Origin of the sequence: Stutzerimonas xanthomarina DSM 18231, assembly GCF_900129835.1 — a bacterium.
GTDB lineage: Bacteria > Pseudomonadota > Gammaproteobacteria > Pseudomonadales > Pseudomonadaceae > Stutzerimonas > Stutzerimonas xanthomarina.
In genome coordinates, this window is the sequence record NZ_FQXA01000006.1 from 91,688 (window position 1) to 113,215 (window position 21,528).

Genomic DNA, 21,528 nt, shown 5'->3' on the forward strand with positions numbered 1-21,528 from the left:
AACCATCTGCAGCCCAGCCCCAGCATGCGGAACGCTACGCCGCCTCCACACTCACTGGAACGCCATTGAGTGCAGCATTGCCGGACAGCGCGTCCAGATAGCGTTCATCGGTCAGATCATTGGCACTCGCACCGGGCTGAGTACTGGCGATGCCCATCTGCACACCCGGGCGGGCATGACCCCAGCCATGCGGCAGGCTGACCACGCCGAGCATCATCTCGTCACTGACGGCCACCTCAACTTCGATCACGCCGACCCGCGAGCGAACCCGCACGCGCTGACCGTCAAGCAGGCCCAGCCGGCTCAGATCCGCCGGATTCATCAGCAGCTGATGGCGCGGCTTGCCCTTCACCAGACGGTGATAGTTATGCATCCAGGAATTATTGCTGCGCACATGGCGACGTCCGATCAGCACCAGCTGATCGGCAGGCACGCTGATTGCCTCAGCGAAACGTTGGACGTCGCCGAGGAACAACGAGGGCGCTGCGTGTACTCGCTGACCCTCGGTTTTCAAGCGCCCAGCCAGATTTGGCTTGAGCGCACCGAGATCAAGCCCGTGCGGATAGTCGCGCACGCTGGATAGGCTCAGGTTCATCTCGCTCTTCTCACCGTACGGCCCGGCGCGCAGGCTGAGGTCGATCATCTGCTCTGGCGTCATGGTGGGCTTGAGATCCGCGCCGATTCGCGCCGCGAACGCCTTAGCCAAGCCGATGAAAATTTCCCAGTCATGCAGCGCGCCCACCGGCTTGCCGAGCACCGGCTCGTTGAAGCGGGTGACGTTGCGCACCGCGAACAGGTTGAAGGTGGTGTCGTAATGATCATGCTCCAGCGGCGCCGTGGGCGGCAGGATCAGATCGGCATAGCGGGTGGTTTCGTTGATGTAGAAATCAACGCTGAGCATGAACTCCAACCCATCAAGCGCCTGTTCCAGTTTTCGCCCATTGGGCGTGGAAAGCACCGGGTTGCCCGCAACCGTCACCAGCGCGCGGATCTGACCTTCCCCTTCGGTAAGCATCTCCTCAGCCAGCGCTGAAACCGGCAGCTCGCCGCCGTATTCCGGCAGGCCCGACACGCGGCTTTGCCAACGGTTGAAGTGCCCTCCCGAGGTGTTCGCGACCAGATCGACTGCCGGCTCCGTGCAAAGCGCGCCGCCCACCCGATCCAGGTTGCTAGTGACCAGATTGATCGACTGCACCAACCACTGGCATAGCGTTCCGAACGCTTGAGTGGAGACACCCATCCGCCCGTAGCAGACGGCTTTGTCCGCAGCAGCAAAATCCCGCGCCAGTTGTCGAATCTGTTCAGCCGGTACGCCACAGCGCGGCCCCATTACTTCGGCGGTGAAGGGCTTTACGGCCGCTCGAAGTTCATCCATACCCGCCACGGGAAGATGGCTGGCACGTGTCAAACCTTCATCAAAAAGCGTATTCAGCAAACCGAAAAGCAACGCCGCATCTTCACCCGGGCGGACAAACAGATGCTGGTCGGCGATGGCCGCGGTTTCACTCCGACGCGGATCGACCACGACGAACTTGCCGCCGCGGGCTTGTAGCGCTTTCAGGCGCTTTTCCACATCCGGCACGGTCATGATGCTGCCGTTGGACGCCAGCGGGTTGCTACCGAGAATCAGCATGAAATCGGTATGGTCGATGTCTGGAATCGGGATCAGCAGACCATGCCCGTACATCATCAGGCTGGTCAGGTGATGCGGCAGCTGATCGACCGAGGTGGCCGAAAAGCGATTGCGCGTTTTCAGCTGACCGAAAAAGTAGTTGCTGTGGGTCATCAACCCGTAGTTGTGCACGCTGGGGTTGCCCTGATAGACCGCAACTGCATTGTTGCCGTGGCGCTCGCGGATGACGGCGAGTCGCTCCGCTACCAATTCAAAGGCATCGTTCCACTCGATGGCCTGCCATTCGCCGCCGACCCGTCGCATGGGGTGGCGCAGGCGGTCCGGGTCGTTCTGGATGTCCTGCAACGCGACGGCCTTTGGGCAGATGTGGCCGCGGCTGAAGCTGTCCTGAGCGTCGCCCTTGATGGATACGATCTGCTCGTCACGGGTTTCGATGGTCAGGCCACAGATGGCCTCGCACAGGTGGCACGCACGGTGGTGCAGGGTCGCTTCGCTCATCGCAGGCTCCGAAGGATTGTTCTTGTAATCCAATCACTCTAGGCCGGAGTCGGGCGTGCGCCAATCATGCACTTCGTGGCAAATAGGGAGCGATTCAGACAACCGATCTTGCAACTGGCAGTGCCGGGTTCGGATACGCCGCCGCTCCTGTAGGAGCGAGCTTGCTCGCGAAAGGATGTCCAGCTAGCGCCGGCTAGAGCCCGCGCCACCTTGGCTGCGACCGACCGACCGCGAACCTGAAGTCAGCGCGCCGCGATATGCGCCACCAGAAGCTGCACGCTTTCCCGGCCGCGAAACTCGTTCACGTCGAGTTTGTAGGCGAGATCGGCCCAGCGCACCGTGGGATTGGGCCAGAGCTCGCGATCGATATTGAAAGCGATGCCATCAAGGGTCAGCGAGCCGCATTCGCTCTTGAGGACCATTTTCAGGTGCTTCTCGCCGACCAGTCGCTGCTGCACCAGCTGGAACACGCCGTGGAACACCGGCTCGGGAAAATGCTGCCCCCACGGCCCGGCATTGCGCAGCGCCTTGGCCAGTTCGAGGTGGAAGTCCTTGATGCTCAACTGACCATCGGTGAGCAGGCGCCCGGTCAGGTCGTCTTCGCACAGCTGACGCCGCACCTCAGCATCGAAGGCCGCCGCGAAGGCGCCAAAGTTAGCTTCCGGCAGCGACAGACCGGCCGCCATCGCATGGCCACCGAACTTGCTGATCAGCCCTGGGTGACGCGCAGCAACGGCATCCAGCGCGTCGCGAATATGAAAGCCCGGCACCGAGCGCGCCGAGCCTTTCAACAACCCGTCCCCGGCGCCCGCGAAGGCAATGGTCGGACGGTGATAGCGCTCCTTCAGGCGCGAGGCGAGGATGCCGATCACGCCCTGGTGCCATTCCGGTTCGAACAGACAGAGGCCGAACGGCATGTCTGCGAGCGGCAGGTCTTTCAGCTGGGCCAGCGCCTCGCGTTGCATGCCCTGTTCGATGCCCTTGCGATCCTGATTCAGCTGGTCGAGCTGCACGGCCATGTCGCGCGCCAGCGCTTCGTCCTCGCAGAGCAGGCATTCGATGCCCAGCGCCATGTCGTCGAGGCGACCCGCTGCGTTCAGCCGTGGGCCAAGGATGAAGCCCAGATCGGTCGAGGTGATACGGCTGTGATCGCGACCAGCAACTTCCAAAATGGCGCGTAACCCCGGCCGCGCCCGGCCGGCACGGATGCGCGCCAAACCCTGGTGCACAAGGATTCGGTTGTTGGCATCAAGCGGCACCACGTCGGCAACGCTGCCCAGCGCGACCAGATCCAGCAGCTCAGCCAGGTTCGGCTCCGACCAGCCATTGCGTGTGAACCAGCCCGACTCACGCAATGCCGCGCGCAGGGCCAGCAGTACGTAGAAGATCACCCCGACGCCGGCGATGCATTTGCTCGGAAAAGCGCACTCGGGTTGGTTGGGATTGACAATGGCATCGGCAAGCGGGAGCTCGGACCCCGGCAGGTGATGGTCGGTCACCAGCACCTTGAGCCCCGCCGCCTTGGCCGCGGCGACGCCGTCCACGCTGGAAATCCCGTTATCCACAGTCACCAGCAGATCAGGCTGACGCTCGAGGGCCACGGCAACGATTTCCGGCGTCAGTCCGTAGCCGTACTCGAAGCGGTTGGGCACCAGATAATCCACATGTGCTGCGCCCAACTGGCGCAGGCCCAACACACCCACCGTACTGGCGGTGGCGCCGTCGGCATCGAAGTCGCCGACGAAGAGGATGCGCTGACGCTTTTCCAGCGCCTCGACTAGCAGCGCCACAGCAGCATCGATGCCCTTGAGTTGGCCATAGGGGATCAACCGCGCCAGGCCCTTGTCCAGCTCGCTTATCGACTGCACACCACGGGCGGCATAGAGACGCGTCAGCAGTGGCGGCAGGTCGCCCAGGTCGGGGAGCTGGTCAGGAAGAGGACGGGGTTCGATGCGCATCTGTTGATTATCCGGTGCAACTGAAGTGAGTGATATTGATGTAGCGAGCGGGGCCGGGCAGCCAAACGCAGGACGTGGCAGACGCGACTGGCAGGGTCGCTATTGGCGCAAATGGCCAGACAGTCGCAGCGGGAGCGCCGACGCGACCTGCGCCGCTTGGACCGGCCGCAAGCATACAGGAATGAAATGTTGCCGGGCCGCCCGCCGACGTGTGCCCAATGATCAGCAATCGCGGATCAATGCTTTATCATCGTGGCGACCGCACTAGGGCCATACCCAAAGCGCCATTACTCCGGAGACCGCCATGAAGCGCCTGCTACTTAATTGCGATATCGGCGAGAGTTTCGGGGCCTGGACGATGGGCTTGGACGCCGAGGTCATGCCCTTCATCGATTGCGCCAACATCGCCTGCGGCTTTCACGCGTCGGACCCGCAGATCATGCGCCGCACCGTCGCCCTGGCAACGCAACATGAGGTGAAGATCGGCGCGCACCCCGCCTACCCCGATCTGGTCGGCTTCGGTCGGCGCTCCATGGCCTGCAGCCCGGATGAAGTGGAGAACATGCTGCTCTATCAAATCGGCGCACTGGACGGCATCTGCCGCGCCGAAGGCACTCAGGTTCGCTACGTCAAACCGCACGGCGCGCTCTATAACGACATGATGCGCAAGCCCGAACTTCTTCGCGCGGTGATGAACGCGGTCATCGCCTACTCGCCGGCGCTGCCCTTGATGTTGATGTCCACCCGCGACAACAGCGCCGCCCAAACGCTGGCAGATGAGCTCGGCGTGAGCCTGTGGTTCGAGGTCTTCGCTGACCGCGCCTATGATCCGGACGGCTTGCTGGTCACCCGCGATCAGCCCGGCGCCGTTCATCACGACATCGATACGATCGCTGCTCAGGCACTGAGTCTGGCCAGTGGCGAAGCACTCACCGCCAACGACGGCAGCGCGCTGCTGCTGCGTGCCGACAGTCTCTGCGTACATGGAGACAACGCCGGCTCTGTCGCCGCCGTTCAGCGGATACGCCAGGCACTCGAGAACCTTGCAGGATGAAGCCACGTATCGAAGTGGTCGGCATCGATTGTCTGATGCTGCGCCTGTTCGACGAGATCGACGAAGCCCATATGCCGTGGCTGCTCGCGGCAACCCGGCGGCTGCGCGAGGCCTTCGGTGCGGCGCTGCTTGATCTCGTGCCGTCCTACACGACGCTGCTGGTGCACTACGACCTGAGCCAACTGGATGACGATCAGGCCCGTCAGCGAGTGGCCGAAGCGCTGCATGACCTGCAGCCAGACGCCAGCGGACAGGCGCGTGAACTGGACATTCCGGTGTGGTACGACCCGAGCGTCGGCCCCGAGCTGGAGGCATTGGGCCAACGCAGCGGGCTCGGCACGGCAGGCGTGATCGAACGGCACAGCGCGCGCATTTATCAAGTTTTTGCGCTGGGCTTTGCACCGGGCTTCGCCTTCATGGGATTGGTCGACGAGTGCCTCGCCAGCCCGCGTCTGCAAACGCCACGCACGCGAGTTCCAGCCGGCAGCCTGGGTATCGCCGATCGCCAGACGGCCATCTACCCGCTGATCTCACCGGGCGGCTGGAACCTTATCGGACGAAGCCCAACACGTCTGTTTGACCGTGAGCTGGACGGCTACAGCATCTGGCAACCCGGAGACAGGGTCCGTTTTCAGCCCATCGATCATGCCGAATTCGTGCGACTTGGCGGAGACGACACGCCGTACGAGGTGTCGCGATGAGCCTGCTGATCGAGCGCAGCGGCGCGCTGGCCAGCCTGCAGGACGGTGGTCGCTTCGGCGTTCGTCATCTTGGCGTGACCCAGGGTGGTGCTGCCGACTGGGTGTCCCAATTCTGGGCCAACTGGCTGCTGGGTAATCCGCTCCAGGCTGCCACGCTGGAAATTACGCTGGGCAATTTCGCCCTGCTCGCCGAAACCGACAGTTGCCTGGCGCTATGCGGTGCCGACCTAGGCGCCACGCTGGACGAAAAGCCCGTCGCGCCAGGTCGCAGCTTCAACGTTCGCAAGGGCCAGCGGCTGATATTCAATGCACCACTCAAAGGCGTGCGCGCCTATCTCGCAGCGCCAGGCGGATTCGCGGCGCCGCAACTTCTAGGCAGCTGCGCCACTGTACGCCGCGAGGAACTCGGAGGTCTGCATGGCGATGGTCAGCCGCTGACGGAGGGTGACCGTCTGACCTACTGTGGTGTACGTGCTAGCGGACCTGAATTGAGTCCTGAACAAATCCCACCGCTGTTCACCGATGCGCCACTGCAGGTTGTGCTGGGCGCTCAGGTTGGAGACTTCAGCGGCCAGAGCCTGTTCGACGTATTCAACCGTCCCTGGACAGTCGATCAGCGTGCTGATCGTATGGGCATCCGTCTGCTGGGGTCGGTGCTGCGCAGTTCACGGCAGTCGATGATCTCGGAAGGCGTGCCGCTGGGTGCGCTCCAAGTGCCGCCTGATGGCCAGCCCATCGTCCTGCTCAATGACCGGCAGACCATTGGCGGCTACCCGAGGCTGGGTGCGCTGACGCCACTTGCGGTGGCACGCCTGGCGCAGTGTCTGCCAGGCACCGAGGTCCACTTGAAGCCAGTGGGCCTGCAGGCTGCGCAACGCGAGCAACGCCTGTTACTCGCCCATTGGCAATAATACCGTCAGCAGCTTGAAACCACACACGGCTGCCTGACCTGCTACTGCCCGAGGGGGCACGTGCAATTCTGACGCGGACCAAAAGCAGGTCCGTGTAGTTGGTGAATGTTCAGCCGCGCTCGCCGATCAGCCACTCCAGCGGCACTTCATGCTGGCCGCGTTCATCGGTGATGAACAATGAACCCTCGCTGACCATCACACTCCAGCTGATCGCCCTGGGCAAATCCTGCGCCACAGCTTCCAGTGCCTCCTGCCCCACCGCTACCACGTTGATCTTCTTCAGGCTGCGCACGCTGTCGAGCACCTTGGTCTGCCACACCCGCAAATTGCCGTAAGCCACCAGGCTGAAGCGCTCGGCGCGACGCGAACACCAGGTGATCCGCTCAGCATCCGGCTGGCCGACTTCGATCCAGTGCAGCACGCGATCGTCCAGACTCTTCTCCCAAAGCGCCGGCTCATCCACATCCGAAAGCCCCCGACCAAAAGCGAGCTTTTCGTCATACCAGAGCACGTAGGCGATCAGCCGCGCCACCATCCGCTCCTCGGTCTCCGACGGATGACGAGCCACGGTGAAGCGCAGATCTTGATAAACATGACGATCAAGATCGGTGAGATTGATCTCGACTTTATAAGGTGTGGCTTGCAGGGCCATGACAGCTCCAGGCGAAAAGAGGAGCCGCAGTTTAGCGTATTGACAGAATTTCAGAGGTGGCCGTAGCGAGGCCTCCCGCGCCGCTGGAAGGCGGGTTGTGAAATGAAAAATCCGACGAGCGATCTTTGACAATCATTCTCATTCTGTTTAGCATCTCAACCATCGCAAACCCAACGGGTAGTTCATATGTACGTGTGTCTTTGCCAGGGCGTTACCGACGGCCAGATCCGTGAAGCCATCTATGAAGGCTGCTGCAGTTATCGGGAAGTGCGAGACGCGACTGGCGTAGCCACGCAATGTGGTAAATGCGCTTGTGTCGCCAAGCAGGTCGTTCGCGAAACCCTGAGCGATATCCAGAATGCCAGCGCCCCCCTTGCTTACCCGGCAGGTTTTGCTCCCGCCTAGAACCAATTGAATATCGAAGCCGGGCACATGCCCGGCTTTTTTCTGTTCGCGAATCAATACCTTGGCACCCTATCGCGGAACAGACTTATTCTTATTCCGCTTACCCTTTATCATTCAAGGACTTAGGTTTGACAGCCCCTAGCTTCGTGGCCAGACTGCGCTATTAACAAACCCGATTCGACGCAGGACACCGACATGAAAGGCGACAAGCTAGTCATACAGCATCTGAACAAGATCCTCGGCAACGAACTGGTCGCAATCAACCAGTACTTCCTTCATGCGCGCATGTATGAAGACTGGGGACTCGGCAAGCTCGGCAAGCATGAGTACGAAGAATCCATCGACGAGATGAAGCATGCCGACAAGCTGATCAAGCGCATCCTGTTCCTTGAGGGCTTACCCAATCTGCAGGATCTGGGAAAATTGCTGATCGGCGAAAACACGCGCGAGATGCTCGACTGCGACCTGAAGCTCGAGCAAGGCGGCGTTCAGGACCTCAAGGTCGCCATTGCCTATTGCGAGAGCGTCGGCGACTACGGAACGCGTGAGCTGCTCGAAGACATCCTTGAATCCGAAGAAGAACATATCGACTGGCTGGAAACCCAACTAAGTCTGATTGGCAAGGTCGGCATGGAAAACTATCTGCAGTCGCAGATGGACGAGTAGCTGGTCGCTTCGCTAGATGAACGGGAGCCTCGGCTCCCGTCTTTCGTTACTGCCTGACGCAACATCGAAGCCAGATCTCGCAAAGGATCTGAGCGGACCGAAATTCAGGCATAAAAAACCCGCCGGCAGGCGGGTTTTTTAGGAGTCGCGATCAGGCGCCAGCTTTCTCAACGGCTTGTTTGATCAGCGGCTGCAGCTCACCCTTTTCGAACATCTCCAGAATGATGTCGCTGCCACCGACGAGCTCGCCATCTACCCACAGTTGGGGAAAGGTCGGCCAGTTGGCGTACTTCGGCAGATTGGTGCGAATTTCAGGATTTTGCAGAATGTCGACATAGGCAAACTTTTCACCACAACCCATCACAGCCTGGGTCGCGCGGGCAGAAAAGCCGCACTGCGGTGCGTTGGGCGAGCCTTTCATGTAAAGCAGCACCGGGTTCTTTTCGATCTGCTCTTTGATAGTTTCGATGATATCCATGGGGCACCTCGGCTAGTCTCGGTTGCCGCGCATTGTACAGAACAGCAGCCTAAAAGCCGAGTCACGAGCTCGGCTTTTATGAACACGGATACGGCACAGCTCGCCTGCAGCGCCGGATTCTGGCGCGCTGAGACCGATTTGCACCGGCTGAGCCTTTCTGGATAAGATCGCGCCTTTCCCGTTTCGTCGCCATCTATGCGACCCCCTGTCGTAGGCCTTTCTTTTTCGTCGGAATCACCGGCCTCGACTGCGGCAATAAAGGTAGTTGATATGAGCGCAAGGCATTTTCTCTCACTGATGGATTGCACGCCCCAGGAGCTGTTAGGCCTGGTCCGTCGCGGCATCGAGCTGAAGGATCTGCGCGAGCGCGGCATTCTGTTCGAGCCGCTGAAAAACCGTGTTCTGGGAATGATTTTCGAGAAAGCTTCGACCCGCACAAGACTGTCTTTCGAGGCGGGGATGATCCAACTCGGCGGACAGGCGATATTTCTCTCGCCCCGCGACACCCAGCTGGGTCGCGGCGAACCGATCAGCGACTCAGCCATCGTTATGTCGAGCATGCTCGACGCCATCATGATCCGCACCTTCGCCCATTCGACGCTGACTGAATTTGCAGCGAATTCCTCGGTACCGGTAATCAACGGACTATCTGACGATCTGCACCCTTGCCAGTTGATGGCCGACATGCAGACGTTTCATGAGCTGCGCGGCAGCATCGCGGGCAAGAGCGTAGCCTGGGTCGGGGACGGCAACAACATGTGCAACTCCTATATGGAGGCAGCGCTTCAATTCGACTTCCAACTGCGTATCGCCTGTCCGGAGGGCTACGAGCCCAAAGGCGAGCTGCTCGCGAGGGCAGGTGACCGGGTGCAGGTCTTCCGCGATCCACGCGAAGCGGTAGCTGGCGCTCACTTGGTCAGCACAGACGTCTGGGCCTCCATGGGCCAGGAAGACGAAGTCGCAGCTCGTATTGCCACCTTTCGTCCATATCAGGTCGATCGGGCCTTGCTTGATGCGGCGGCTGAAGACGTTCTGTTCATGCATTGCCTGCCCGCACATCGCGGCGAAGAGATCAGCCAAGACCTGCTCGACGACAAGCGCGCGGTGGCCTGGCAGCAAGCCGAAAACCGTCTGCATGTGCAAAAAGCACTGCTTGAATTTTTGGTCGAGCCGGCTTACCACCACGCATGAGCCATGAGCCGCTGTTGCACCTTCGCGATCTCGCCTGCGGCTACGGCGGGCAGAGCATTGTGCAGAACCTCAATCTGCACCTGAATCGCGGTGACATTGGGTGCCTGTTAGGTCCATCCGGTTGCGGTAAAACCACCACATTGCGGGCCATCGCTGGTTTTGAGCACATCAACGAAGGCGAGATCCAGCTGGGCGACGCGGTGCTTTCACGGCGAGGTTTCACGCTGGCACCCGAGAAGCGCCGGGTTGGCATGGTGTTTCAGGACTATGCGCTGTTCCCGCATCTGACCGTGACGGAAAACATCGGCTTTGGCATCCGCAAGCATCCGCAATCACAACGCATCGTGCGCGAGATGCTTGACCTGGTGCACCTCTCGCCACTCGGCAGACGCTATCCGCACGAACTTTCCGGCGGCCAGCAGCAACGCGTAGCGCTCGCCCGAGCCCTTGCACCTGAGCCGGAACTTCTCCTGCTGGATGAACCTTTTTCCAACCTCGATGGCGACCTGCGCCGACGCCTGAGTCATGAAGTACGCGAAATTCTAAAGGCGCGCGGCACCAGCGCGATTCTCGTCACGCACGATCAGGAGGAGGCCTTCGCTGTCAGCGATCAGGTTGGTGTATTCAACAATGGTCGGCTGGAACAGTGGGACACGCCGTTCAACCTCTACCATGAGCCGCTCACACCTTTTGTGGCGAGCTTCATAGGCCAGGGCTATTTCATTCGAGGGCAGCTGATCGACCCAGAAACAGTGCAGACCGAACTGGGCGTCATCCGTGGCAACCGCGCCTACACGATGCCGGCGGGCAGCTCGGTGGATGTCCTGCTGCGTCCGGATGACATCGTTTATGCGCCGGAAAGCGGACTCAAGGCGCTCATCGTCGGCAAGACATTCCTAGGCGCCTCAACCTTGTATCGCCTGCAGCTGCCCACCGGAAATCAGCTTGAGGGAATATTTCCCAGCCACGCGGACTACCCGACCGGCCAGGAAGTGGGTATCGCCATCGCCGCTGACCATCTGGTGGTGTTTCCTGCACAGGGCAGCGTTGCCGCCTATGAAAAACTGCCAGAAGCGGGCGTGCGACGTTACAGTAGCAACGTTTGAGCTCTGCTCCCGCTCCCTACTCTTCCGACCGAGCCTCCATTGCCTCCCCGCCTCGTGATTTGAGACGGCGTGCCTTGAAAAACTCACTCAGCATCTCGCTGCAATCCTGCGCAGCCACGCCGCCTTCGATCAACACGCGATGATTGAGAAAGCCCTGCGAGAAAAACTCGCCTCGGCTGACCGCAACTCCCGCCTTGGGCTCCGTTGCGCCGTATACCACTCGCTGCACACGCGAATGAACGATCAAACCGGCGCACATGCTGCAGGGTTCGAGTGTCACGTACAGCGTGCTTCCCGGTAGACGATAGTTTTCCCGACTCAATGCCGCGTCGCGAATGGCGACCATCTCAGCATGTGCGCTGGGGTCGTGACTGGAGATCGGACAGTTGAAACCACGGCCGACTATCTGGCCATCCTGCACCACCACCGCACCGACCGGGACTTCCCCGAGCCGCGCCCCTTCAGCGGCAAGCGCCAAGGCCTCGCGCATAAACTCATCATCACGGGAACGATCAATGATCATCGGTCTTTTCATGTAATCAATTCGGCTACTGCCGCCCCTCAAACCACTTCAATCGCCGCCATCAACCCAGTTTCCATGTGATCGATCACATGGCAGTGGAACATCCAAACCCCCGGATTATCCGCAACCAGCGCAATGCGTGCCGTTTCGTTCTTACCGAGCAGGTAGGTATCGGTGTACCAGGGGTCGATGCGCTTGCGATTGGACGATATGACTTTGAAGGTCAGCCCGTGCAGGTGAATTGGGTGCTGATACTGGCTGAGGTTGCGCAGTTCAAATATGTAGTGCCCGTCTTTCTTCAACGTAGCAATAGGACGGTCCGCACAGGTTTTATCGTTGATATCCCAGGCCTGGCCATTGATCTGCCAGAAGGTGAAGGCCCCGCCCTGCCCCGCATCGCTGGACAGCGTGCCAGCCCATTCGAAATTGAAGCGCAGGGTTTCCGCTCGTCGCAGATCCGGCTCGGCGACCGGATTGGCGGATAACGGTGCAGGCCAATCGCCCTCAGCCTCAGCGGTGTCTACTGAGGCGAGCGTCGCCAGCCGCAGCGGGCCGTTGCGCAATGAAAGTGCCGCTCCGGCAGGAGGGACTTTCACCGCCAGGTCAATGCGCATGCCTGGGCCTAGCCAATAGGCTTTACCAAGCGGGCGCGGCGCGATCGGGTGGCCATCGATCGCGTAAATACGCGCGTCGCCACTTGGCAGGTTCACGCGATAGGTCACCGTGTTGGTGAGATTGATGAGCCGCAAGCGCACGACTTGACCCGCCGGCAGCTCAAGGGTCGGCGCGTGCTCTCCGTTGACGGTCGACAGCACACCGGGCGTCCCTCCACGCGCGGCTTCTCGCGGCACGCTGAAATCGGTGAATGCACCTTGCTTGTCGACATGCCAGTTTTTCAGGCTCAGCGTTCGCTCATGACGAAACCCGCTCGGCTCGCGCTCTTCGACAATCAAAGGTCCCACCAGCCCACGCCCTAACTGCTCGGCGCTCGACGTATGTGGGTGATACCAGAAACTACCGGCATCCGGGACCTGGAACAGGTAGTCGAACGATTCACCCGGCAAGACCGGCAACTGCGAAACATAGGGAACTCCGTCCATGCTCAGCGGCAGGCGGATGCCATGCCAATGAATCGTGGTGGGCTCCGGCAGGTGATTGGTGAAGCGCACCCGCAGCCACTCACCCTGCCTGGCGCGCAGTTCCAAGCCAGGCGCCTGCCCACCGTAGCACCAGGCTGGGGTTCTGGTGCCAGCGATTAACTCGATATCGGCTGGAGCGGCAATCAGATCGTAATCATGGGTCGCCGGGTCAGCGGGGCGGCCAATCCAGTAACGTGCTCCACCACCGACAATGCCCAGCGCCGCGAGCCCGGCTAACCCGGTCAGCATTTTTCTTCGAGTAAAAGTCATTTCATTCTCATCAGAACTGCACGAGCCGTTACACCAACAGCTAGATTGGAATTGCTCGCATTTGCGACATGCTACAGCTTCGCGAGCCTGCTCGCAGCCATAGAGCCATGGCGCTTAGATAAGCCCTTTGGTCACTCGCTGCGAACCCTTGCGCCTGGCCCCGCGTCTACTGCCCAGACACTCAACTCGAGGAGGCGCCATGCACACCACTGCAGTCCAGGCCAAGGGCGAGGTCAGCCGCGGCATAACCTGGCTCGCTCGGAGCGGGTACGCCGCTCGAGGTGTTGTCTATGTGATTGTTGGTGCATTCGCGTTCATGGCCGGCATCGGCAGCGGCAAAACGGTCGGTACCAAAGGCGCCATTCAGCAATTGTTAGGGCAGCCCTTCGGGGAGACTTTGCTGTGGATCATGGTGGTCGGCCTCGTAGCATACGTGGCGTGGCGCCTGACCCAGGCGATTACCGACCCTGAAGGTCATGGTACCGGTGCCAAAGGCTTAGTGATCCGCGCGGGTCTCGTCGGTAGCGCCGTGGCTTATACACTGCTCGCCCTGTTCACCCTTGGCCTGCTTGGCAGCTCCATTGGCAGTTCTGGCAGCGGTGGCGGCTCAGGTAGCGGCGACTTCCTGTCAGGCCTGCTTGGTTGGAAATACTCGAACTACCTGATCTACCTGGTTGCGCTGGTGCCTCTCGGTGTCGGTATCGCTCACATAATCAAAGGCTGGAAAGCGAAGTTCGAAAAATACTTCTACGCCTCTGAACACGTCATGAAATGGGTTCGGCCGATTTCACGCGCCGGCCTGGTAGCCCGTGGCGTCGCCTTTCTGGTAGTTGCCGGCATGCTCTTCACTGGCGGTAGCCGCTACAAGCCAACCGACCCACCAGGTCTGGAAGATGCGCTGAATGCGTTGCAAAACCTGCCGTTCGGCACCTTCTGGCTATCGCTAGTAGGCATTGGATTGGTGGCCTTCGCCCTCTACAGCTTCGCTGAGGCAATCTGGCGACGCATCGATACGCCGGCTGTCATGCACTGACTGTCACGCTGCAAAACAGAAGCCCCGGCAAACCGGGGCTTCTTCGTTCTTCTACCAAACCACCCGCAGAATCATTCCCACTCTATTATAAAAGCACAGATAAAACCCATACAAATCAATAACTTATCCTGTTAATTCTAAGCTATGCCATGTAAAATACCATTTCAACCATATTGATTGAAAACACGCTTCTTTCAATCACTAGTGATGTCAATGTAAAATCATTGAGGAAGGGGCAGGTTTTTCCTCTCACGTAAGTGAGGGTGGTTCTGATAATGAACGGTTTCGGCCGTTGGGCGTACGCTCACCGATCCCCTCGGGGATGTTCAAATGTACTCAAATCCCCCTGCCTTCTTCTCCTTTTTCATGGAGGAATGCGATTGAAGGACAAGGTCTGGTTTACCTACAAGGCGCGTATTCAAGCGCATAAACGCTTGGAGTGGCTGGACTTCCATTCACAAATGCTGCTCGTATGGTATGCCATTCTCAGTACGATTCTTGGCGTGCTGGTTGTCCGATATGTACATGTCCTCGGCCCCGATACCGATGTGATGGCGACAGTCTTGTCCGTAGCCTTACTCGGGGTTTCCCTCGCGGTTACCAATCGGGACTTCAGAGGGAGGGCCATGGCAATGCGCAGCAATTACCTGCAACTGCAGAAGCTGTATAACGAGCTGTCCGGCAGCACCCCACCTACTCCGGTGCAGGCCAGTAGATATGACGACCTCTTAGCCGAGTCCGAAAACCATAACGAAATCGATGATCGGATCGCTCGGGTCTTTGCCGGTGGGCTCTCCACCCGAAAACCAACACGCTACGAAAATATATCCGCCATCTACTGGCTCAGTCTTCGCCTATTGGTAACTAGCTTGCTCTACGCACTGCCATTGGCCGTAGGACTGTATGCCTGGGCCATTAAGTGAGCGCCGCTCGAAGCTTCAAGAAATACTTCGCTCACAAGCCCTTGCTTCGGATCTACACCGACAAAATCAAGCCATCTGGTGCGATTGGGCTTGATCGCACCAGACCGGCACAGCTGGATGCTCGGTTGAATGAGGAGTTGGACCTCATCATCCGGAAGGTTCACCAAGGTAATTACCGCTTTACCGCCTATAAGGAAAAGCTGATTCTTAAAGGTGCAATCTCCCAACCCCGACAGATCTCGATCCCGACAGCTAGGGATCGGATAGTTCTGCGTGCATTGTGCGATTGCCTTGCCGAGGTTTATCCATCGGCCAAGCTGTCATTGCCCCAAGAGGTCATCAACGATCTAAGAGCGGGGGTTGCATCAGGAAAATACGCGGAATACGCGAAAATCGACTTGAAGAATTTCTATCCATCGATCCCACATTCTTTGATCAGAACGGCGATATGGAAAAAAGTCCGAAAACCAGAACTTCGAAGCCTGATCGAGGCTGCGATCACCACGCCGACCGTCCCTGAATCCAAGGGTAGAAAAGACACGCCGGACTCAACAATCGGCGTACCTCAAGGCCTCGCGATCTCCAATCTATTGGCCGAGATCGCCCTGCAGAACATTGACTCTGTGTTTCAGGCCAACACTGGCATTTGGTACAAACGGTACGTCGATGACATTCTGATCCTTGCACCGGAAGGCCAAGCCAAAGTAGCAGCAGATGAGCTGATCGCTGCCCTGAAGAACCTTGGGCTTAACCCCCACGACTTCGGCCCTGACTCGAAGTCTAAGGTTGCATCGCTCACAGAACCCTTCAGCTTTCTGGGGTATCAGGTCGAAGGCGGCCAGATCATCATTCGCCACGAAAGTATTCTTCGATTCGAGTCCTCTATCGCGAAGATCTTCACCGCCTACAGGCATAAAGTAGCGACCGCAAATTCCCCCAAGGACTTGCAACGCGCCAGAGCGTACTGTGAATGGAAGGTGAATCTCCGAATCACAGGGTGCTACTTCGGTTACAAACGCAGAGGATGGGCATCGTATTTCTCTCAGATCACCTCGACGACGCAGCTACGGTCAGTCAACCACACCATACGCAAGCTCACCCAGCGATTTTCCTTAGAAGGTCACATTAGAACAAAGTCACTCATCAAGACGTTTTATGAATTAAGGCGCGGGAGCGCTGGCAGCCATACTTACATCCCAAACCTAGATGATCGCGACATCGGCCAGAAGCGGGCACTCTTGGCTATCTGGATCGGCGACGAAGCGTGGCAGCTCTCTGACCACCACGCGGAGCGGCTCTTTCTGATCAAAGTAACCAAGGCCGTTCAGGAACTCGAAGAGGATATTGCCCACGCGTCGTAGTGCAGGCTGCACCGATAAGAAATCGCCATCTGAACGCCTCTGACCGAATGCCCATCCTCGCGCAGGACAACTAACCGCGCGTAGGTGCTTGAGCCACCGTCAACCCGCAAGCCCGCCCACGCATCCGACAGCCCGCGCTGACGAGCAACGTTTAACCGCGTTGAAAACAAGAAGGCCTGCCACCAAAGGCAGCAGGCCGACTGAGATGAAGGCTTTTCAACTAAGCTAGAGCCTGCCCTTCTCAAAATCTTCCCTGCCAGCCGATAGAGGAAAAAGCGGGCAAATATCTTTACTCATTGAAAAAAGGGAACAGATTTATTTATTTAACGGTGACGGTTAGCAGTGGCCCACCGAGGGCCATACCCCAGGCAGGGGCTCCTGCCGGGCTAGTTCCACCCAGTTATCAACAGCCTTAAAAAATCCTTACTTTTCAACATATCACCTTGAATATCACTATGGAGCCATGAAAATACCAAGAAACTTTTTTTACAGACCTCTGACCGTCTCTACACCATAGGATCACAAGTGGGGTCCAAGAAAACGGTCACCGTTGAAGTGGATCATATGAGTCGGAGCATCGGCGACCCAGACCTCGGTTTCCCAAGCGAGAACCGAAAGGTATTTCACCATGGTTTTACGGTCTGGAAATGCGCTGACATATACTAATCCCGCGGTACAAGAGGAAAACAGTTTCGCAAGCTCCCCATGCCTCTTGCCGTCTACAGGACCATGTGAGGTAACGGATTCAATCAGCAAAAGCCAGTTACGCTCAGGCCAATATAAAACAACATCAGGGAGTTTTCCTTTTCTATCTACCACAACCCCTAATTCAGCCAGACGTGCTTTTTCAAAAAAATCTTCTTTAGCCCCAGTATCACCAAGATAAATAACTTCTGCGCCTGGAGCGAACCTAGGACCAAACTCTGTCACGATATCGTGAATTAGCTGGCTGTGAGCTCCTGGACTCAATTTTATTTCAGTTTTCCCATTGAGCATCAGAGGGATGAGTTCCATTTCTCTACTCATTGCATATTGGGATATAAGCGTAGGAGACTCATCAAGCCAGCTTTTAAGTTGAGAATTCCATTCCGGCGTGCCAAAAGTCACTAACACATGAAACAGCTCTAATGCGACTTGGTAGCAGGCACTAGGAGAGTTTACCGCCCGGTCCGGCTTATCCGGATTATATAAGCAAAGCCCAGCATCAACGAATTGGTGGAGGGTCTGCCGACGGAACGTCTCACGCGTGTTCGGCGCGTACTCCTTGCCATAGCTGTCTTTGACCCAGCTCATAATTGGCGTCACGCCTAACAACGGACGCTTCAATTCAGCCCAAGAGCCGTTTGGAGGCAGATCAACAAGTGCTAATAGCGTCAGTGCTGTTCGCTCATTCTGCTGTGCTCTTGGCAGACCGAGAGCAACCAAAATGCTCAGCGCCTCGTCGATTTTTCTCTGAGCGTGCAACGGGTTATTGTCGACTCCGGTCATTCGAAATATCTCTTCATCAATGAAACGATCAATTTCCGCTTGGCTAGGGGTATTTCCCCCTACACGCCTACCCAGGCGCTGCAACGAATCCAGCGAGGGATAATTCAGATTTTTCAAGTCAGTCGCGTTAACTTGAGTATGACCACCAAAATTTCTGTAGTACTTATCCAGCAATGTGCTATTTAAAAAGACGAATAATCCACGCGCCAATATTGAATCAAAACCAGTTTTAGCGATATGAAAGACATTGAGTCCGTTATCGAAACCAATTAGATCTCCTGGCAAGTCACTCTCATACAAAGTTGCGACGATTCTACGCTTCTCTTCCTTGGAACTAAAACGCCTTACGAGTACGAACGAACCTTTGTGAGCCCACAAAGATTTTTTAGTTATAGTAGTAACCTCAATTGCGTTAGGTTTTTTGCCATTTTTTGGCCAAGTCACGGAGAGACCCAAGTGACTAGGATTTAGAAGCGGAACCGACGTCTGACCTATCGCATCTCTAAGATCGTCTTTAGCGCGAAAACTTACGACCGGCCCAGTAGATACGCCAACGCCTAAATCCTTCAAAGTGGACGAGAAGGCCGAAAGCTTTTGAATTACAGCCAAATCTCTCTCATTGGCAGCAATATGAAAAAATTTTTCTTTGTCGTTGGGATAAACAATACTTCCGAAATCAACGGTCCGGATAGTCATATCCGAAGCGGTTACGGTATCCGATTCATGATCGAGGTGAAAGTCTGACGTAGGGCTAGACGTTATTACCACACGGCCTTGATCTTTTCCTTTCGTCAGATGGATGATAATATTCTCTTGAAGAACTTCGTCTTCTGCGAATGCTACATTCCGACTATCAAAAATATGAATATGATCTATTGCGCATGTAGCCGTAATTAGCTCACGAAAATCTCGATAGTAAGGACCATTACAGAAAGAGCGAGGAATGATCGCTACAAGCTCTCCACCTGGAACAAGCTGTTTGATTGCAAGCGAAACGAAACCGGAATAAAGATTAACGGTTTCAATTCCGGCGAGGCTTAAGAGTCTACGATGATCGCTGGTAGCAGAAATCTTCTTATACGGCGGATTCATGATAACGTGCGTATAGCTTTCCGAGGCATGAAACAAGCCCTCAGAAAAGGCGCCGTTGATAAAATCAGCGCAATAGAGATTTAGGTTAGCTGGAATTGAATTTTCAGAAAATGCATCGTTACAGCGATCCAAGGTTTGTTGCAAATATGGGTGAATAACTCGATCAATCTCAAAAGTGCTTATAGTAATGCTTTCGATACTCAAGCGCTTGATAGCTTCATCGGTGAACGCCGCCGTGAGAGAGCCCGGCCCGGCTCCAGGATCGAGCAATACTACCTGGCCCTGTATACGCTCAAACATGCTCGCCATATAGAGCGCGATCGATTGCGGTGTAAAAAACTGACCAAGTGAGCCTTTGGTCTTTTGGTTGAGCTTCGAATTTGCTTCGGACCGATACCGTTCTACTTCCGTCAAAATACTCAATTTATCGCTCGAGCTTTCCTGATTCAACCGTCATCTTATCAGATTTTTTTAAGGGATGCCCTACGGCTCGCTTAAGGCTCAGCAGTAGTTATATGCTACTGTTAAGCCATAATCTACGGGAACCAAGGTAATTCACATCAAAACTATCTCTACGTCGCTGAACCACCCCGAGGTGGTTACTGTTTTTTCTACAAGTTTAGGCTCTTTAGTATATGCAACAACAGCTAGGCTTTCTTGTGCTCTGCTGCAAGTAACGTAGAAAAGACGCCTAGACCGTTTAGGGGAGGAATCCGCACCTGCTTTTTCATTAGCGACGTCCTTAGTCGACAGTGGCTCAGCCCCTAAGAGTTTTTCATAGCTAAATAAAAATCCTCTTGCATCTTCATCATCCAAGATCACCATAACACGCGAAAACTGCAACCCCTTGACACCTTGGTGCGTATCGTAAGACGATGACGATGAAACATAGCGCACATAGTTTTCAAGCTGCTTAGTTGAAGCGCTGAGCGACTCTCTCCAGGCATTATGTTCAGCCTCGACTCGGGCGCCACCCTCATCGCCGCTATCATCCTCGAGCGCATCGAATTTCATGCCGACACCTAAGTGCAACATGAATGATTCCGGAACTCGTAAAATCATACCATCATTTAGTAACTCGCATATCTCGATAATCGTACCACCACTTTCGCTATCCAGTGCGCGCTTTATATTGTCTACATATACTTGAGCGTTCCGCAACACAGCTATTGGATCTTCTACTGACACTAGATTTGCGCTAGCTAACAGAGGCGAATACTTCCGCATAATAGTCGCTATCTCAAAATCATCTTCCCGTTTAATCGCGGAAATCAATGGAGAAAGCTGCAACGTCAAAAACCGAATATCCTCACTTTCGCCATTAATAGCAGCATCTCTGAGCCTTTCAACTTCTAAGAAAGGAAGAAAAAACTCTGAAAACCCGCCTCGTTTCGCTGCCATGTGGTGCTCTAGCGTAAGTGCAGCTACTGACTCACTGTCGCTCCAGCTTTGATCTCCCGTGCATTTGGCCATAAACCGAGCCACCGCACTCTCTATTTTAGACTTATCTTTTTGAACGCTCGTATCTACTAAAAATAGTCGAGCAGTACCTTCTTTGGCATTGGGGGCGAAATCCTGCTGATGGTCATCATCAGTAATGCGTATTTTGTTTATCAACCTCACTATACGTTTTGGACACCGATAGTTCACCATAATAGCCGGTGATTTCCAACCGGCTGGTAATGCGGATGCTAGATCTGACTTCCCACCACTGTAGATTCTCTGCATCATGTCGCCGAACAGCCCCAAACAAAATTGATGCGGATTCTCTTGCTGAGTGGCTATCAGTGACTCGAGGAGTTCACTATTTGTGTCCTGACTCTCATCTATGAGCAAAACAGGATATCTATTCCACAATATTTCCCGCAGCAATGCTTCATTTGTAAGCAGGTAAGCGGCCAAACCTAATACTTCAGCATGGTTCAAAGCGCCTTTTTCAGGCTTATTGCTTGCAGGCGAATAGGTAAAGCTTCGTATTGCATGGAGACCTGCTAATCTTTTTTTCTTGCTCGCTAAGCTCCGCTGATTACGAACTGCTGTCACTCCATGAGGTGTAGTGCTTTTAGCGATAGCGGCATCCAACTTTTTAATATCAGCTACTAATTTTTCTTCTATCCAATTTCGAATGTCATTCGTGAAAGGCTTTATGAGATCCCAGCAAAAGCTATGGATGGTTGACACCATGAAATTGGCATCAAAAAATAGACGCCTTTTGATTTCTTCGCACGCGGCGTTTGTATAGGTAATAATCCCAATTTTTTGACCTGACATCGATAGGGCTTTGGCATATTGCAGCTTCATGAGCTCGAGCGCGTCGACAAGAGTTCTAGTTTTTCCGGACCCGGCGCCAGCGAACAGTAAGAAGCTCTTGGGGTTAGATAAATCCATGTATTGAAAGATGGTTTGAACCACCGGATTTTGGGGTTGATCACCCATTATGAGCTCC

Annotated in this window: 18 protein-coding genes; 10 read left to right on the forward strand and 8 right to left on the reverse strand. The window is 56.2% G+C overall.

Going from position 1 to position 21,528, the window contains the following annotated elements; translation table 11 throughout:
- Window positions 1–34 precede the first annotated feature (34 nt).
- Window positions 35–2,131: a molybdopterin-dependent oxidoreductase gene (locus BUE09_RS15730; RefSeq protein WP_073302216.1), complete on the reverse strand. Its 2,097-nt coding sequence runs from the start codon at window positions 2,129–2,131 to the stop codon at window positions 35–37.
- 242 nt (window positions 2,132–2,373) lie between these two features.
- Window positions 2,374–4,089: a single-stranded-DNA-specific exonuclease RecJ gene (gene recJ, locus BUE09_RS15735; RefSeq protein WP_073302218.1), complete on the reverse strand. Its 1,716-nt coding sequence runs from the start codon at window positions 4,087–4,089 to the stop codon at window positions 2,374–2,376.
- Window positions 4,090–4,393: 304 nt separating this feature from the next.
- Between recJ and BUE09_RS15740 the strand changes: the two genes are divergently transcribed.
- Genes BUE09_RS15740 through BUE09_RS15750 form a run of 3 tightly spaced genes read left to right on the forward strand, consistent with a single transcriptional unit; the run spans window position 4,394 to window position 6,755 of the window.
- Window positions 4,394–5,143, forward strand: coding sequence for a 5-oxoprolinase subunit PxpA (locus BUE09_RS15740; RefSeq protein WP_073302220.1), 750 nt, complete (start codon window positions 4,394–4,396; stop codon window positions 5,141–5,143).
- Complete coding sequence (gene pxpB, locus BUE09_RS15745; protein WP_073302222.1) at window positions 5,140–5,844, forward strand: 5-oxoprolinase subunit PxpB; 705 nt, start codon at window positions 5,140–5,142, stop codon at window positions 5,842–5,844. The genes BUE09_RS15740 and pxpB overlap by 4 nt, the downstream gene beginning before the upstream one ends.
- A complete protein-coding gene (locus tag BUE09_RS15750) occupies window positions 5,841–6,755 on the forward strand; it encodes a 5-oxoprolinase subunit C family protein (RefSeq protein ID WP_073302224.1) in 915 nt (304 codons plus the stop codon). The genes pxpB and BUE09_RS15750 overlap by 4 nt, the downstream gene beginning before the upstream one ends.
- Window positions 6,756–6,864: 109 nt before the next feature.
- Here the strand turns inward: BUE09_RS15750 and BUE09_RS15755 are convergent, their stop codons facing one another.
- Window positions 6,865–7,407 (reverse strand): YaeQ family protein, encoded by a 543-nt coding sequence (locus BUE09_RS15755; protein WP_073302226.1) that lies wholly within the window; start codon window positions 7,405–7,407, stop codon window positions 6,865–6,867.
- 186 nt (window positions 7,408–7,593) lie between these two features.
- On the opposite strand from BUE09_RS15755, the gene BUE09_RS15760 reads away from it, so the two are divergent.
- Both BUE09_RS15760 and bfr read left to right on the forward strand, forming a co-directional pair.
- Window positions 7,594–7,812 (forward strand): bacterioferritin-associated ferredoxin, encoded by a 219-nt coding sequence (locus tag BUE09_RS15760; RefSeq protein WP_019341026.1) that lies wholly within the window; start codon window positions 7,594–7,596, stop codon window positions 7,810–7,812.
- Window positions 7,813–8,007: 195 nt separating this feature from the next.
- Window positions 8,008–8,478, forward strand: a complete 471-nt coding sequence (gene bfr, locus BUE09_RS15765) for a bacterioferritin (RefSeq protein ID WP_073302229.1) — start codon at window positions 8,008–8,010, stop codon at window positions 8,476–8,478.
- Window positions 8,479–8,629: 151 nt separating this feature from the next.
- On the opposite strand, the gene grxD is transcribed toward bfr, so the two are convergent.
- Entirely contained in the window at window positions 8,630–8,956 is a 327-nt protein-coding gene (gene grxD / locus BUE09_RS15770; RefSeq protein WP_019341028.1) for a Grx4 family monothiol glutaredoxin, read from the reverse strand.
- 270 nt (window positions 8,957–9,226) lie between these two features.
- On the opposite strand from grxD, the gene argF reads away from it, so the two are divergent.
- A complete protein-coding gene (gene argF / locus BUE09_RS15775) occupies window positions 9,227–10,147 on the forward strand; it encodes an ornithine carbamoyltransferase (protein ID WP_073302232.1) in 921 nt (306 codons plus the stop codon).
- Complete coding sequence (locus BUE09_RS15780) at window positions 10,144–11,253, forward strand: ABC transporter ATP-binding protein (protein ID WP_073302234.1); 1,110 nt, start codon at window positions 10,144–10,146, stop codon at window positions 11,251–11,253. The genes argF and BUE09_RS15780 overlap by 4 nt, the downstream gene beginning before the upstream one ends.
- Window positions 11,254–11,269: 16 nt before the next feature.
- Here the strand turns inward: BUE09_RS15780 and tadA are convergent, their stop codons facing one another.
- Window positions 11,270–11,788, reverse strand: coding sequence for a tRNA adenosine(34) deaminase TadA (gene tadA / locus BUE09_RS15785; protein WP_073302236.1), 519 nt, complete (start codon window positions 11,786–11,788; stop codon window positions 11,270–11,272).
- A 26-nt stretch (window positions 11,789–11,814) separates the two neighbouring features.
- Window positions 11,815–13,185, reverse strand: a complete 1,371-nt coding sequence (locus BUE09_RS15790; protein ID WP_073302238.1) for a multicopper oxidase family protein — start codon at window positions 13,183–13,185, stop codon at window positions 11,815–11,817.
- Window positions 13,186–13,384: 199 nt separating this feature from the next.
- On the opposite strand from BUE09_RS15790, the gene BUE09_RS15795 reads away from it, so the two are divergent.
- From BUE09_RS15795 to BUE09_RS15805, 3 genes are all read left to right on the forward strand, one after another.
- Window positions 13,385–14,218 carry a DUF1206 domain-containing protein gene (locus BUE09_RS15795; protein ID WP_073302240.1) on the forward strand — a complete coding sequence of 278 codons (834 nt, stop codon included), beginning with the start codon at window positions 13,385–13,387 and terminating at the stop codon, window positions 14,216–14,218.
- 374 nt (window positions 14,219–14,592) lie between these two features.
- Window positions 14,593–15,141: an SLATT domain-containing protein gene (locus BUE09_RS15800; RefSeq protein ID WP_073302242.1), complete on the forward strand. Its 549-nt coding sequence runs from the start codon at window positions 14,593–14,595 to the stop codon at window positions 15,139–15,141.
- Entirely contained in the window at window positions 15,138–16,502 is a 1,365-nt protein-coding gene (locus BUE09_RS15805; RefSeq protein ID WP_073302244.1) for an RNA-directed DNA polymerase, read from the forward strand. The genes BUE09_RS15800 and BUE09_RS15805 overlap by 4 nt, the downstream gene beginning before the upstream one ends.
- A 519-nt stretch (window positions 16,503–17,021) precedes the next feature.
- Here BUE09_RS15805 and BUE09_RS20675 read toward each other — a convergent pair.
- Window positions 17,022–19,505, reverse strand: a complete 2,484-nt coding sequence (locus tag BUE09_RS20675) for a BsuBI/PstI family type II restriction endonuclease (RefSeq protein WP_073302246.1) — start codon at window positions 19,503–19,505, stop codon at window positions 17,022–17,024.
- A gap of 132 nt (window positions 19,506–19,637) precedes the next feature.
- A complete protein-coding gene (locus BUE09_RS15815; RefSeq protein WP_159438401.1) occupies window positions 19,638–21,518 on the reverse strand; it encodes a UvrD-helicase domain-containing protein in 1,881 nt (626 codons plus the stop codon).
- Window positions 21,519–21,528 lie beyond the last annotated feature (10 nt).

What these genes read in the sequence shown, in the direction of transcription:
- BUE09_RS15730 (WP_073302216.1), bottom strand. Translation starts at nt 2,131, where the DNA reads ATGAGCGAAGCGACCCTGCACCACCGTGCGTGCCACCTGTGCGAGGCC.
- recJ (WP_073302218.1), bottom strand. Translation starts at nt 4,089, where the DNA reads ATGCGCATCGAACCCCGTCCTCTTCCTGACCAGCTCCCCGACCTGGGC.
- BUE09_RS15740 (WP_073302220.1), top strand. Translation starts at nt 4,394, where the DNA reads ATGAAGCGCCTGCTACTTAATTGCGATATCGGCGAGAGTTTCGGGGCC.
- pxpB (WP_073302222.1), top strand. Translation starts at nt 5,140, where the DNA reads ATGAAGCCACGTATCGAAGTGGTCGGCATCGATTGTCTGATGCTGCGC.
- BUE09_RS15750 (WP_073302224.1), top strand. Translation starts at nt 5,841, where the DNA reads ATGAGCCTGCTGATCGAGCGCAGCGGCGCGCTGGCCAGCCTGCAGGAC.
- BUE09_RS15755 (WP_073302226.1), bottom strand. Translation starts at nt 7,407, where the DNA reads ATGGCCCTGCAAGCCACACCTTATAAAGTCGAGATCAATCTCACCGAT.
- BUE09_RS15760 (WP_019341026.1), top strand. Translation starts at nt 7,594, where the DNA reads ATGTACGTGTGTCTTTGCCAGGGCGTTACCGACGGCCAGATCCGTGAA.
- bfr (WP_073302229.1), top strand. Translation starts at nt 8,008, where the DNA reads ATGAAAGGCGACAAGCTAGTCATACAGCATCTGAACAAGATCCTCGGC.
- grxD (WP_019341028.1), bottom strand. Translation starts at nt 8,956, where the DNA reads ATGGATATCATCGAAACTATCAAAGAGCAGATCGAAAAGAACCCGGTG.
- argF (WP_073302232.1), top strand. Translation starts at nt 9,227, where the DNA reads ATGAGCGCAAGGCATTTTCTCTCACTGATGGATTGCACGCCCCAGGAG.
- BUE09_RS15780 (WP_073302234.1), top strand. Translation starts at nt 10,144, where the DNA reads ATGAGCCATGAGCCGCTGTTGCACCTTCGCGATCTCGCCTGCGGCTAC.
- tadA (WP_073302236.1), bottom strand. Translation starts at nt 11,788, where the DNA reads ATGAAAAGACCGATGATCATTGATCGTTCCCGTGATGATGAGTTTATG.
- BUE09_RS15790 (WP_073302238.1), bottom strand. Translation starts at nt 13,185, where the DNA reads ATGACTTTTACTCGAAGAAAAATGCTGACCGGGTTAGCCGGGCTCGCG.
- BUE09_RS15795 (WP_073302240.1), top strand. Translation starts at nt 13,385, where the DNA reads ATGCACACCACTGCAGTCCAGGCCAAGGGCGAGGTCAGCCGCGGCATA.
- BUE09_RS15800 (WP_073302242.1), top strand. Translation starts at nt 14,593, where the DNA reads ATGCGATTGAAGGACAAGGTCTGGTTTACCTACAAGGCGCGTATTCAA.
- BUE09_RS15815 (WP_159438401.1), bottom strand. Translation starts at nt 21,518, where the DNA reads ATGGGTGATCAACCCCAAAATCCGGTGGTTCAAACCATCTTTCAATAC.